This window comes from Pseudomonas sp. CM25, assembly GCF_013179705.1.
Lineage (GTDB): Bacteria > Pseudomonadota > Gammaproteobacteria > Pseudomonadales > Pseudomonadaceae > Aquipseudomonas.
In genome coordinates this window covers 1-13,554 of sequence record NZ_JABMCW010000143.1, presented here as the reverse complement: position 1 = coordinate 13,554, position 13,554 = coordinate 1, and the positions used below count along the sequence as shown (strand labels likewise).

The 13,554-nt window shown below is 64.2% G+C and carries 14 protein-coding genes; all 14 read right to left on the bottom strand.

Annotated elements, in window-relative coordinates; all coding sequences use genetic code 11:
- A partial coding sequence (locus HP546_RS16065) for an urea ABC transporter permease subunit UrtB (RefSeq protein ID WP_172227312.1) occupies window positions 1-986 on the bottom strand: 986 nt, incomplete at its 3' end.
- Between the two features lie 139 nt (window positions 987-1,125).
- Entirely contained in the window at window positions 1,126-2,391 is a 1,266-nt protein-coding gene (gene urtA, locus HP546_RS16060) for an urea ABC transporter substrate-binding protein (protein WP_172227310.1), read from the bottom strand.
- 315 nt (window positions 2,392-2,706) lie between these two features.
- Window positions 2,707-4,113, bottom strand: coding sequence for a D-serine/D-alanine/glycine transporter (gene cycA, locus HP546_RS16055; protein WP_172227308.1), 1,407 nt, complete (start codon window positions 4,111-4,113; stop codon window positions 2,707-2,709).
- A gap of 238 nt (window positions 4,114-4,351) precedes the next feature.
- Entirely contained in the window at window positions 4,352-5,719 is a 1,368-nt protein-coding gene (locus tag HP546_RS16050) for a PepSY domain-containing protein (protein ID WP_172227306.1), read from the bottom strand.
- Between the two features lie 57 nt (window positions 5,720-5,776).
- A complete protein-coding gene (locus tag HP546_RS16045) occupies window positions 5,777-7,843 on the bottom strand; it encodes a TonB-dependent copper receptor (protein WP_172227304.1) in 2,067 nt (688 codons plus the stop codon).
- A gap of 66 nt (window positions 7,844-7,909) precedes the next feature.
- Complete coding sequence (locus HP546_RS16040; protein ID WP_172227302.1) at window positions 7,910-8,341, bottom strand: DUF2946 domain-containing protein; 432 nt, start codon at window positions 8,339-8,341, stop codon at window positions 7,910-7,912.
- Window positions 8,342-8,363: 22 nt separating this feature from the next.
- Window positions 8,364-8,849, bottom strand: a complete 486-nt coding sequence (locus tag HP546_RS16035) for a copper chaperone PCu(A)C (protein WP_172227300.1) — start codon at window positions 8,847-8,849, stop codon at window positions 8,364-8,366.
- Window positions 8,850-8,895: 46 nt separating this feature from the next.
- Window positions 8,896-9,285, bottom strand: coding sequence for a DUF2946 domain-containing protein (locus tag HP546_RS16030; RefSeq protein WP_172227298.1), 390 nt, complete (start codon window positions 9,283-9,285; stop codon window positions 8,896-8,898).
- A 215-nt stretch (window positions 9,286-9,500) separates the two neighbouring features.
- Window positions 9,501-10,355 (bottom strand): SPFH domain-containing protein, encoded by an 855-nt coding sequence (locus HP546_RS16025; RefSeq protein ID WP_172227296.1) that lies wholly within the window; start codon window positions 10,353-10,355, stop codon window positions 9,501-9,503.
- 26 nt (window positions 10,356-10,381) lie between these two features.
- Window positions 10,382-10,819 (bottom strand): NfeD family protein, encoded by a 438-nt coding sequence (locus HP546_RS16020; RefSeq protein ID WP_172227294.1) that lies wholly within the window; start codon window positions 10,817-10,819, stop codon window positions 10,382-10,384.
- Window positions 10,820-10,949: 130 nt separating this feature from the next.
- Window positions 10,950-11,360 (bottom strand): tRNA(fMet)-specific endonuclease VapC, encoded by a 411-nt coding sequence (gene vapC, locus HP546_RS16015; RefSeq protein ID WP_172227292.1) that lies wholly within the window; start codon window positions 11,358-11,360, stop codon window positions 10,950-10,952.
- Complete coding sequence (vapB, locus tag HP546_RS16010) at window positions 11,360-11,590, bottom strand: type II toxin-antitoxin system VapB family antitoxin (RefSeq protein WP_172227290.1); 231 nt, start codon at window positions 11,588-11,590, stop codon at window positions 11,360-11,362. Before vapB ends, vapC begins: the two co-directional genes overlap by 1 nt.
- Window positions 11,591-11,683: 93 nt before the next feature.
- Window positions 11,684-12,403, bottom strand: a complete 720-nt coding sequence (locus HP546_RS16005; RefSeq protein WP_172227288.1) for a cobalt-precorrin-6A reductase — start codon at window positions 12,401-12,403, stop codon at window positions 11,684-11,686.
- Window positions 12,400-13,494, bottom strand: coding sequence for a cobalt-precorrin-5B (C(1))-methyltransferase (locus HP546_RS16000; protein ID WP_172227286.1), 1,095 nt, complete (start codon window positions 13,492-13,494; stop codon window positions 12,400-12,402). The genes HP546_RS16005 and HP546_RS16000 overlap by 4 nt, the downstream gene beginning before the upstream one ends.
- Window positions 13,495-13,554: the final 60 nt, after the last annotated feature.

Below are 13,554 nucleotides of genomic sequence, written 5' to 3'. Positions count from 1 at the left end.
AGCCACGCCGGGTTGCTGACTTCGACGTTCTGCGCGCCGAACAGCAGGCGGATGGCCTGGATCAGGATGAGGCTGATGCCCCAGGTTGCCAGCAGGGTTTCCAGCGGCCGGCCGTACAGGTGGCGAATGACCGTGCGCTCCAGCAGCATGCCTACCCCGGCACTGACGGCGAAGGCCACCGGCAGGGCAATCAGCGGATAGAACTCGATGGCCCCTGGGGCATGGCGCTGCAGTAGCACCTGGACCATGTAGGTGCTGTAGGCGCCAAGCATCAGCATTTCGCCGTGGGCCATGTTGATCACCCCGAGCAGGCCGAAGGTGATCGCCAGGCCCAGTGCAGCCAGCAGCAGGATCGAGCCCAGTGACAGGCCGCTGAACGCCTGGCCGAGCAGCTCGCCGACCAGCAGCTTGCGCTTGACCTGGGCCAGGCTGGTTTCGGCGGCGGTGCGCACGCCCGGGTCGCGTTCGGCATCGGCTTGCAGCAAGGCTTCGAGGCGGGTGCGGGCCAGCGGGTCGCCGGTTTCACCCAGCAGGCGCACGGCGGCCAGGCGTACCGCAGGTTCGCTGGCGCCCAGTTGCAGGTTGGCCAGGGCCAGGCCCAGGGCCGCGTGCACGGCAGTGTCCGGCTCGGCAGCGAAGCGCCGGTCGAGAAAGGCCATTTGTGCCGGCTGTGCGCTCTTTTGCAGTTGCTGCGCGGCGGCCAGGCGGGTGTCGCTGTTGTCGCTGAGCAGTTGATGGCTGGCCAGGGCGTTGTCGATAAGGCCGCGCAGGCGGTTGTTCAGGCGCAGCTTGCGGGTGTCGTCAGTGGCAATGCGGCCTTGGCGCAGGTTTTCCAGCAGTGGCAGGCGCGCGGCATCGGGTTGTGCCGCCCAGCCTTCGAGCAGGCGGGCTTGCTCGGCGGGCTTGGCGGCGAGAAAGAATTCACCCTCGCTGGCGTGGGTGGCCAGGGGGATCAGCAAGAGCAGGGTGAGCAGCAGTCTGAGCATGCGGGTAATCCTGGAAATCGATGTTGGCCTCATCGCCGGCAAGCCAGCTCCCACAGGTCCTTCACAGGCCTTGAGGGTGCGCTTTCCGTGTGGGAGCTGGCTTGCCGGCGAATGGGCTGCAAAGCAGCCCCAGTGGCACTCAATTACCTTTCACTGCATAGTCCGGCCGCTTGTCATTACCCGGGATGAACGGGCTCCACGGCTGCGCCCGCAGCGGCTGCTCGGTTTCCCAGACCACGCTGAACTGCCCGTCATCCTGGATCTCGCCGATCATTACCGGCTTGTGCAGGTGGTGGTTGCTCTTGTCCATGGTCAGGGTGAAGCCCGAGGGTGCCTTGAAGCTCTGCCCGGCCAGCGCTTCGCGCACCTTGTCGACGTCGGTGGACTTGGCTTTCTCGACCGCCTGGGCCCACATGTGGATGCCCACGTAGGTGGCTTCCATCGGGTCGTTAGTCACCGCCTTGTCGGCGCCGGGCAGGCCTTTGGCCTTGGCGTAGGCTTTCCAGTCGGCGACGAACTGCTGGTTGACCGGGTTATCCACCGACTCGAAGTAGTTCCACGCCGCCAGGTGGCCCACCAGTGGCTTGGTGTCGATGCCGCGCAGCTCTTCTTCACCTACCGAGAACGCCACCACCGGCACCTCGGTGGCCTTCAGGCCCTGGTTGGCCAGTTCCTTGTAGAACGGCACGTTGGAGTCGCCGTTGACTGTGGAGATGACGGCGGTCTTGCCGCCAGCGGAGAACTTCTTGATGTTGGCGACGATGGTCTGGTAATCGCTGTGGCCGAACGGCGTGTACACCTCTTCGATGTCCTTGTCGGCCACGCCTTTGCTGTGCAGGAAGGCGCGCAGGATCTTGTTGGTGGTGCGCGGGTAGACGTAGTCGGTGCCCAGCAGGTAGAAGCGCCTGGCGCTGCCGCCGTCTTCGCTCATCAGGTAGTCCACGGCGGGGATGGCTTGCTGGTTGGGCGCGGCGCCGGTGTAGAACACGTTCGGCGACATCTCTTCACCCTCGTACTGCACCGGGTAGAACAGCAGGCCGTTGAGCTCTTCGAACACCGGCAGTACCGATTTGCGCGATACCGAGGTCCAGCAGCCGAACACCACTGCGACCTTGTCCTGGGTCAGCAGCTGGCGGCTTTTTTCGGCAAACAGCGGCCAGTTGGACGCGGGGTCGACCACCACCGGCTCAAGCAGCTTGCCGTTCACACCGCCCTTGGCGTTGATCTGCTCGATGGTCATCAGCGCCATGTCCTTGAGCGAGGTCTCGGAAATGGCCATGGTCCCCGACAGCGAATGCAGGATGCCGACCTTGATGGTCTCGGCCGCCTGGATACTCCAGCTCAGGCCCATTGCGGCAATCGATGCGCTGAGGGTAAAGGCCTTGATCAGACTGCGACGCTTCATGTGCTCTCTCCGCTGGTTTTTATAGGTTGGCCAAGCGGGGAGGGGCTTTGCAAGGGGTGTGCCTAGTGGCGGAGCGGGCGGGATAGAAGGGTTTTGCGAGGCGTTGGGGCGTATGCGCGGGCCAGGTTGGTGCCTGGGAGATTTGTGTGCACAGGATTGGGGCCGCTGCGCGGCCCATCGCCGCGGTTCGTCGCCACGACAAGCCAGCTCCCACACCGAGTGCATGAGCCCCAAGCCCTGTGCATTACCTGTGGGAGCCTGGCTTGCCGTGGCGACGAACCGCGGCGATGGGCTGCCAGGCAGCCCCCGAGGCCGTCAGCCGTTACGCATGGCCGTGCGCGGCTGGCGCTTGCTGCGCACGAACTGATAGGTCACCGCCAGCAGCACGAACCAGATCGGTGTCACCAGCAAGGCCGAGCGGGTATCTGCCTCCAGGCTCAGCAGCACCAGGATGAAGGCAAAGAACACCAGGCACACGTAGCACATGAAACGCCCGCCCGGCATTTTGTACTTCGATGCCTGATGCAGTGCCGCACGGTTTTGGCGGTACTTCAGGTACGACAGCAGGATCAGCGTCCAGACGAACATGAACAGTACCGCCGAAACGGTGGTGACCAGGGTGAAAGCCTCGACCACGTTCGGCACCAGGTAGATCAGCACCGCACCCAGCAGCAGGCAGGTGCAGGAGAAATACAGGCCGTTGGCGGGTACCGAGCGGCTCGACAGTTTCTCGAACGCCTTGGGCGCATCACCCTCCTGACTCAGGCCGTAGAGCATGCGGCTGGTAGAGAACACGCCGCTGTTGGCCGACGAGGCCGCCGAGGTCAGCACCACGAAGTTGATGATGCTGGCCGCTGCAGGCAGGCCGGCGAGCACGAACAACTCGACGAACGGGCTCTTGCCCGGCACCACATCGCGCCATGGTGTAACCGCCATGATCGCGATCAGCGCCAGCACGTAGAACACGATGATCCGGATCGGGATCGAGTTGATCGCCCGCGGCAGGGTGCGCTCCGGGTTCTTTGCTTCGGCGGCGGTGGTACCCACCAGCTCGATGCCGACGAAGGCGAACACGGCGATCTGGAAACCGGCGAAGAAGCCCATCAGGCCATTGGGGAACATGCCGCCGTCATTCCACAGGTTGGCCAGCTGCGCGGTGCTGCCGCTGGGCGAGGTGAAGCCGGTGATGACCATGTACAGGCCGGTAGCGACCAGGCCGAGGATGGCGACGATCTTGACCAGGGCGAACCAGAACTCCATTTCACCGAACATCTTCACGGTGACAAGGTTCAGCGACAGCAGCAGCCCCACGCAGGTCAGCGCCGGTATCCACTGCGGCAGGTCGGGGAACCAGAACTGCGTGTAGGCGGCGATGGCGACCACGTCGGCGATACCGGTGACCACCCAGCAGAACCAGTAGGTCCAGCCGGTAAAGTAGCCGGCCCAAGGGCCGAGCAGGTCGGCGGAGAAGTCGATGAACGACTTGTAGTTGAGGTTGGACAGCAGCAGTTCACCCATGGCGCGCATGACGAAGAACAGCATGAAGCCGATGATCATATAGACGAAGATGATCGACGGCCCGGCCAGACTGATGGTCTTGCCCGAGCCCATGAACAGCCCGGTACCAATTGCACCGCCGATGGCGATCAGCTGGATGTGGCGGTTGGTCAGGTTGCGCTGCAGATGCTGTTCATCTGGCGCGGTCGGTGAGGTTTGCGTCATACGCTGCATTCCCTTGTAGAGGTCAGTCTTCTTGTCAGAGGTAGCCGGGTAGGCTAACACGCGCGTTCCAGTTCGGGGCGCGACAGATCGACTCTACATTTGGGTACCAGTGTTCTGTCTGTGCCGGCCTCTTCGCGGGTGAACCCGCTCCCACAGGATCATCACAGTTTTTCAGGCCTGTGATGTCCCTGTGGGAGCGGGTTCACCCGCGAAAGGGCCGGTACAGGCAGTACAATAATCAGACGCTGGCCAGCAACCGGCGGCGCCTCACCACCAGGCTATCTACCACCCACATCACCACCATCGACACGCCCACCAGCGGGAACATCACGCCGAGCAGCAGCATCACCCCCACCGCCCCCTTCCAGCGCGGCAAGTCATGACGCAAAGGCGGTACGCCCAGGCCGCCTTCCGGCCTGCGCTTCCACCACATCACCAGCCCGCTCACCGAACCCAGCAGGATCATCAGGCACACCAGCAGGATGATGATCTGGTTGAATGCCCCGAACATCTTGCCTTCATGCAGCATCACCCCCAGCTCGGTGGCGCGGGCGACCGGGCTGTAGTCCTGCCAGCGCACGTCGGCCAGCACCTTGCCGGTGTACTGGTCCACATGCAGGGTGGCGTCGTTGCGTGGGTCGTCGGCGAACACGGCGATGGTGAACACCCCGTCTGCCGTGGTCGGCAGGGTGATGCTGTAGCCCGGCTCGACCTGGCGCGAGGTGGCAATGTCCTCGACCTGCTGCACGCTGACCTGGGGCGCTGCGGGCATGTCCGACATCATGTGGTGGCCAGCGTGCTCGGCGTGCGCACCGGACTGTGGCATCGGTGTGTTTTCCATTGCCCAGGGTACGGTCTGGCGGTGCGCGCTGTTCAGTTCGCGCGCCTGCTGGTCCGACTTGGGTACGTCGTTCCACATGGCCGCCGGAAAGCGGTTCCACAAGTCGGCGTACTGCTTGCCCCACATGCCGGTCCAGGTCATGCCGCTGACCAGCATCAGCAACAACAGAGCCGACCCCCAGAAACCGGTTACCGCGTGCAGGTCACGCCACAGCAAGCGCCCGCGGGCGGAAAACCGCGGCCACAACACACCGGCGCTGCTGCGTCCGCGCGGCCACCAGAGGTAAAGGCCCGATACCACCAGCACGATGCCCCAGCCCGCTGCCAGCTCTACCAGGCGGTCACCGACCGTCCCGACCATCAATTCGCCATGCAGGGCGCGGGCGATGGCCTGCAGGTTCTGCTTGCCGTCCTGCTCGCCGAGGATCTTGCCGTTGTAAGGATCGACAAATACGTTCAGTTCGCGCCCGCCGTCGTGCACCACGAATTGCGCACTGCGCTCGGCGTTCAGCGGCGGCAGGTACTGGCCGACGTGGCCCTTGGGATAGGCCTGGCGTACTTCGGCCAGCATCAGGTCGGCGCCCTGTCGGTGATGGCCGGCTTCGACCACCATCAGGTCGCGGTACAGCAGCGGGTCGAGCTGCGGCTTGAACAGGTAGATGATCCCGGTAATTGCCAGCAGGATCATGAACGGGGCCACGAACAGCCCCGCATAAAAGTGCCAACGCCAGGCCAGGTTGTAGAAAGAGATACGTGTTCCTCTCATGGGAACCTCCTGTTTGACCAGCTGATGGGCGCAACCGAAGTGGCGCCCGTTGTGTTGTCAGAAGCTGAAATCGACCTTGGTCCACAAGGTCCTGCCTGGCTCGTTGACCGGCTGTGGATCGCTGGCCGGGTAGCCGAACCCGGCGTTCCCTGCCAGGTTCAAGTGCTCGGCGTAGGTTTTGCCGAACAGGTTGTCGACCCCTGCGCTGAGCTTGAGGTTGTTGTTCACCTTGTAGGCACCGTTGAACGAGAACACACCAAAGCCGGCGCTTTTCTCGTAGTCCTTGCCGACCACGTTGCCCTGGTTTTCGGCAATGCGGTTCTGCGCCGCCACCAGCCGCCACAGGGCGCCGACGCTCCACACATCGCGGCTGTAGGTCAGTCCAAGGCGGCTTTCCAGGGGCGGCATCTGCGGTAGCGCTTTGCCATCACTGCTGTTCTTGCCCCAAGCGTAGGCGAGCGTGGCGTCGGCTTTCCAGTTCTCAGCGAGCTGGTAGGCGGCGCCCAGTTCGCCGCCCATGATGCGGGCGTCGATGTTCTGCGCCTGGGAGGTGCTCATGCCCATCATGCCGGTGCGGTAGTCGAACAGGATGTAGTCGCGGATTTGCCCGACATAGCCCGAGGCCCAGGCTTCAAGGCGCTCTGTGCGGTACTGGATGCCGAAGTCGAGCTGGGTGGTTTTCTCCGGCTTGATGCCATCGAAGGCATTGGCCGCGCCAGCTGGCGCCAGCTTGGGCGAAAACAGCTCCCAGTAGTCGGGGAAGCGCTGGGCGTGGCCGAGGCCGATGTAGGTGGTAGCCGGGATGGCAGCCAGGTCGTGCTCGTAGCGGATGAAAGCACTGGGCAGGGTGTCGGCGCGGGTGTCGCCTTCGGTGGCGCTGCCCTGGCGGAAATCGCGGGCCGAGGCGCGGTCCAGGCGGGCGCCGGTGATCAGTCGGTCTTCGGCGCTGGCGTACCAGGTCAGCTCGCCGAAGGCACCGTAGTTATGAAAGTCGGCGTCCTTGGTCCAGGCCTGGCCCTTGTGCGCGTCGACCCCCATGCCGCCTCGCTGGCGGTGCTCATTGGTCTGCGCGTCGATGCCGCTGATCAGTTGCACGTCTGCCCAGCGCCAGGTGGCCTTGATGCGCGCGCCCAGGGTGCGGCGGTCGACGTTGCTGACCATCGGCATGCCCATCATGCCGCTGCCCGACGGCGTGCGCAGGCTGTAGTTGTCCATCACGTGGTCGGCGTAGTTGTAGTAGACCTGCGCTTCGACCTTGTCGAGGACCTCGCCGAGGTTGGATTTTTCAAAGCGCAGGCCCAGGCTCTCGCGCTTGAACTGCGAACCGTCCATGCCGCGCCCGGCGTAGCGGGCCTCGCCATCACCCTTGCCGGCAGTCAGCTCCAGCAAGGTGTCCTGGTCAGGTGTCCAGCCGAGGGCGACATCGCCGTTCCACTTGTCCCAGCGGGAGGGCACGGTGTCGTTGTTGCCGTCGTGGTAGTCGTCCGAGCGTGACTGGTTGCCGACGAAGCGCGCGTAGGCCTGGCTGTTGCCGGCAGCCGCATCCAGCACCTTGTCGAAGCGGCCGTTGGAGCCGGCCAGCAGGCTGGCGTTGACCCGGCTGCCGAGGGTGCCGAACTTCTCTGGTTCGCGCTCCAAAAGGATCGTGCCTGCCGAGCCGCCCGGGCCCCAGATCACGCTTTGCGGGCCTTTGATCACGGTGAGACGGTCGTAGGTTTCCGGCGAAATGTAGGACGTGGGCGCGTCCATGCGATTGGGGCAAGCGCCCAGCATCAGGCCGCCATTGGTGAGGATGTTCAAACGCGAGCCGAACATGCCGCGCAGTACCGGGTCGCCGTTGGTGCCACCAGCGCGGATCGCCGAGAAGCCGGGGATGGTCTTCAGGTAGTCGGCGCCGTCACTGGCCGGCACGGGCTGGCGCGGGTCTTTAGGGTTGGTGACCACGGTCAGCGGCGAGCTGGGGGCCACGGCGGTAATCACCGTCGGGCTCAGCTCGGGTGCATCGTGCGCATGGCCTTCATGGCCAGGGTCGGCGGCCAGGGCCACGGGCGCGAGCAGCGAGCCGCACACGGCGGCAATGGTCCCTCGCAGGGACAGGGCAAAAACAGGGGTGCAGCCAGACATAGTGATTCCAGTCGATCAGTCATGGGTCAGCGCGAAGCCTCCTGGCTCCGTGCACAAAAAAAGGATTCAGACGTTGATCGAGGCAGGCGGGGCGCGGCTGCGCGCACCGGGGAATACCGCCTGCCGGGCATGGCCCTGGTGCGTTGGCGCAAGCAGGTGAGTGGTGGGGGCGATGCTGTCGGCACTAAGCGGGCTGAGGGCCTGGGGCAGGGCGGGGCAGTTGAACAACAGGCTGCAGTAACCGCACTTTTCCCACATGACATGCAGCTGGCCATCGCCGCTGTGGCCGTGATGAGCGCCCTCGCCATGCTGATGCGCAGCCGGCATCGGCATGTCCATTGGCATGCTCATGCCGGCGTGGTGGTCCATCGGCATTGACTGGGAAATCAGCGGGCCGATGAAGATCATCCACATGGCGAACAGGCTCAGCCATCCGCCACCGGCGCGCCTGCGGTCAGGGCGGGTGGTACGGCGGCAGCTGTTGCGCGGCAAGCTCATGGCGAGCGCCTTTGAGCAGTGGTCAGTGCGCGTGTTCGTGGCCTTGCGGCTGGTCCGTCGGCGCCTGCTTCTGTACGGCTACCTGGACAGTGATGTCGCCTGCCTTTTCGAAGTGCAGGGTCAACGGGAAGCGCTTGCCGTCGCTGAGAAGGCTGCGGTCCTTGGGCTGCATCAGCATCACATGGTAGGCGCTGGGGGCGAAGGTGAGGTCCTTGCCGGCGGGCACCACCACGTTGGGTACCTGCTGCATCTTCATGGCACCGGCGGCGCTCATGACATGCTCGTGCAGTTGCGCATCATCGCTGATGGGGCTGTCGACGCTGAGCAGGCGGTCGTCGGCGCTGCCGTTGTTGTGCACCACGAAATAGGCGGCGACATTGGGTGCGTTGGGTGGCAACTGCAGCGACCAGGGATGGGCGATGTGCAGGTCGCCCACGGTGTATTCGTGGGCATTGGCAAAGGCGCCGGGCAGCAGCAGGGCGGCCATGACGAGGGCGTGCTTGAGCATGGTGAATCTCCGTTCTGTTCAGGTTCAGGCAGTCAGCGTGATGAACTCAGGCCAGCGGAGAGGCACGGGGGTTGAGCGCAGGCCAGAGCTGGCGCGGCGTGGGTTGGTACTTGGCGGGTGGCTGCAGCAGCCCTGCCAGCAGTGTCGGCGGGTTGTGCAACTGCGGCGGGTAACCAGGCAGGGCCAGCAGCGGTGCGGCGCCGGAACAGCACCAGCAGTTCATCATGCTGGCGCTGTCGTCGCTTTGCGGGCCAAGGTCGATCTTGGCCAGGGCCTGCACATCGACTTTGGCCTTGCTGCCCATGCTGGAACAGAAAGCCCCCCACAGCAGCTGCTCGGCCGGGCCCTTGGGCACGGCTGAGGCCAGCGGCATGGCCAGCAAGTTGAACAGCACTGCAAGGCAGGCTATCCAGGCAATGTGCCGACGTGGGGGCATGGAGAGATCCGGTCAGGAATCGTGGTGGGTATTGTAAGGCGGAGTATAGGTAAAAATGGCGGGGTGCGGTGAAGTGACGCAGGTTGGCTGGCTGTCGGCGGCTGCTTTGCAACCCGATCGCCAGCAAGCCATCTCCCACAGGGACCGCGCAGGTCGCAGGGCCTGTGCTGCAACCAGTGGGAGCGAGCAGGCCCGCGAAGAGGGTTGAATCAATCTCAGGACTTGTTACGGCCCATCAGCCCACGCACGGTTTCTTGCAGGTCCGCTGGCAGCACCACGACCTTGGCGTTGTCGCTGCCGGCCAGGTTCTCCATGGCACCGATATAGCGCTCACCCAGCAGGTACATCGCCGGCACGGTTTCGTTGCCCACCGCTTCCTTCACCAGCGAAATCGCCCGGGCCGAGGCCTCGGCCAGGCTGATCTGCGCCTCGGCATCGAGCCGGGCCGCCTGCAGGCGCGCTTCGGCCTCGAGGATCGCTGCCTGCTTGGCACCTTCGGCGCGGGTCACGTCGGCCTTGCGCTCACGTTCGGCCGCCGCCTGGCGCTCCATGGCCAGTTGCATGTTCTCGGAAGGCTTGATGTCCTGGATTTCCACCGAACGTACGGTCACGCCCCAGTCTTCGGTCTGTTCGGACATCGCCTCGCGCAAGCGTGCCTTGATCTGCTCGCGGCTGGACAGCGCCTCGTCGAGGTCCATGGCGCCGACGATGGCGCGCAGCGAGGTCATGGTCAGGCTGGTGACGGCGAACGAGAAGTTCTGTACGCCATAGGAAGCCTTCTGCGGGTCGACAACCTTGGCGAAGCACAGGGCGTTGGCAACGATTACCGCGTTGTCACGGGTGATGATTTCCTGCTGCTGCACATCGAGGATGATGTCCTTGGTCGGCAGGCGGTAGGCGACCACGTCCATGTACGGGATAAGAATGTTCAGGCCAGGCTTGAGCGTGCTGTGGTAGCGGCCCAGGCGCTCGACGATCCACTCCTCGCCCTGGGGCACGATGCGTACCCCTTTGAACACGGTGATCAGGACAAACAGGGCGATGGCGGCAACGACGATGAGGCTGGTCATGATGCTAACTTCCTTTTAATGCGGATTCAGGCCCGGATGACGCGGGCGGTGTTGCCCTCGATGGCACTCAGGCGTACCCGTTCGCCAGCCGCGATCTCGCTGTCGGCGATGCAGGTCCATTCTTCGTTGCCGAGGATCGGCTTCTGGAAGCGCACCCGGCCTTTCTGGAACTCCGACACGCCAATGGTCAGCAGGCCCACTTCGCCGATCACGCTGTCGGCAGTCCAGCGCACATCCGGCTGCTTGCGCCGGAGCAGCTTGAACCACAACGCCGTGGTGACCGATGACAGCAGCACCCACAGCAGCACTTGCATGTCCAGCTGCAGGGCGGGGGCGGCGAGCGAGGTGAGCGAGACCAGCACGGCACCGATGCCGAACCAGAGGATGAAGAACGTTGGCAGGACCAGTTCCAGCAGGATCAGCGCGATGCCGAAGACCAGCCAGATCCACCATTGCATTTCCATATGGGTAAAACCTTCCGGGGGAGGGGGTTGAAGCTTAATGCAGCTTTAGTCTTGAAGGCATTTGGATGCACGCGTTGGGCCGTGAGAAAGGGCGCTTGAGAATGTAGGAAAGATGACAGGTGAGCAGATTTCAACAGCCTGAGCCCAGCCAGTCTTCTACCCGTAGCCCAGGTACCCGCTGAAATTCACGGAGGTTGTTGGTGACCAAAATCAGGCCAAGCGCCCGGGCATGGCCAGCAATCAATTGGTCGTAAGGCCCGATTGGCGTGCCAGCCTTTGCCAGCTCCGCGCGGAGTTGGCCGCTGTGCTCCGCTGCATGATCATCGTAGTCAAGTACCTCCAGGCGCGCAGCGAACCCTTCGACGACGGCAAGATTTCGTTGTGGGTTGGCTGACTTCTCTGCGCCGTAGATCAACTCCATCAAGGTCACGGTACTGATCCCCAGCTGGCCATGGTGGCGATTGAACGCCTCGCGAACAACTTGGGGTTTGTTTTTGATCGTGAAAATGCAGATATTGGTGTCCAGCAGATACCTGAGCATTAAAACCCTTCGCGTTCCTGGTCAGCGGGTTGATCACGGCTAGCCATGTAGTCCGGCGTTGCATCCTCAGCGTCGAACCAGCTGTCCCATGCTTCCCCGGCAGGTGTGATGATGCGCGTGCGGCCTACCGCAACGATGTCCACACGGGTTACGTCTTCAGGAAGGGCTACGGACTTTGGCAAACGGATGGCCTGGCTGCGGTTGCTTCTGAAGACTGCACCTTGCTCCATGATTGGCCTCCTTGAAAAGCGGCAATGTGTGACTGAAGTTTAAGTGGGGCGATGTATATGTCAATGGGATATACGTATGGGCGAGGCGAGCACTTACAGTGCGAGTCTGACGAGCAGTTCATCTGCACCTGCCAGCTCCAGGTCCACCGTTGGTAACTTCGGCCGCTTGAGGATGAGTACGGGCACGCCCAGGTCCCTGGCCACCTCCAGCTTCGGCTCAGTGGCTACGCTGCCACTGTTTTTGCTGATCAGCACATCGATGTTGCGACGCTGGAACAAAGTCCGCTCTTCCTGGATATGGAATGGCCCGCGCGCGCCAATCACCTCACAGCGCGCGTTACCAGTGCAGGCCTCCAGCGCCCGCAAGGTCCAGAACTGCTCCGGCGGAATCTCGTCCAGATGTTGCAACGGCTCACGCCCCAGCGTGAACAACGGCCTGCGGAACGGCTTGAGCGCCTCGATCAGTCCTGCCCAGTCCTCTACCTCGCGCCAATCGTCCCCCGCCTGAGCTTGCCAGGCCGGGCGGCGCAAGGCCCAGCACGGGATGCCAGCACTGCGCGCGGCGCTGGCGGCGTTACGGCTTATCTGCGCAGCATAGGGGTGGGTAGCATCGATCAACAACGTGATGCCTGCTTCGCGCAGGTAACTGGCCAGGCCCTCGGCGCCACCGAAGCCGCCGACGCGTACCTGGCACTGCAGGTCCTGCGGCACGCGGCCGATACCGGCCAGGCTGTAGACGTGCTGAGGGCCGAGGCGGCGGGCGATGGCCAGGGCTTCGGTGATGCCGCCTAGCAGCAAGATGCGAGTCGTCATTGCACACCTGCCTTGCCGACGATGCCGCCCTGGCGGTCGATGGCGAACACCTCCACCTGTACTTGTGCCGGCACCACGCTGCGGGCAAAGGCCAGGGCGTGGGCACACACCGCGTCGCCCAGGGCGATGCCGGCTGCATGCGCCAGCGCCAGGGCCTGCTGGCTGGTGTTGGCGCCGATGATGGCGGCCTGCAGCGCTTCGTCCGCGCCGATAGCTGCGGCCCAGCCGGCGAGTTGCGGCAGGTCGATGCTGGAATGACGGCTGTGCAGGTCCATGTGCCCGGCTGCCAGCTTGCTGATCTTGCCAAAGCCGCCACACAGGGTCAGGCGTGGCACGGGCACCTTGCGCAGGTGCTTGAGCACCGCGCCGACGAAATCGCCCATTTCGATCAGGGCGATTTCCGGCAGGGCGTAGACCCGGCGCATGGTGTCCTCGCTGGCGTTGCCGGTGCATGCGGCGATGTGCGTGTAGCCGTTGGTGTGGGCCACGTCGATGCCCTGGTGGATCGAGGCAATGTAGGCCGCGCAGGAAAACGGCCGCACGATGCCGCTGGTGCCGAGGATCGACAGCCCGCCCAGGATGCCCAGCCGCGGGTTCATGGTCTTCAGGGCCAGTTGCTCGCCGCCCTGCACGTTGACCGTGACTTCGAAGCCGCCCGGGTAGCCGCACTGGTCGGCCAGGTTTTGCAGATGTTCGCTGATCATGCGCCGCGGCACCGGGTTGATGGCGGGCTCGCCCACCGCCAGCACCAGCCCCGGGCGGGTCACGGTGCCTACGCCAGCGCCAGCGACAAATCGGAAACCCGGCTCGCCCAGCAGGCGCACCTGGCTGTAGAGCAGGGCTCCGTGGGTCACATCCGGGTCGTCGCCAGCGTCCTTGAGTGTGCCGGCTTCGGCGCGTTCGCCAACGAGACGGCAGAATTCCAGCCGCATTTGCACCACCTTGCCCTTGGGCAGGGTGATGCTCAGCGCATCGTCACACTGCCCGGTGAGCAGCAGCCTGGCCGCCGCCAGGCTGGTGACGGTGGCGCAGCTGCCGGTGGTGAGGCCGCTGCGCAGAGCGGCAGGCTGTTCGCGGGTTTCTTCACGCATCGACGGGTTTCACCACTTCCAGCAGGGTGATCGGCAGCGCCTGGCGCCAGGTGTCGAACG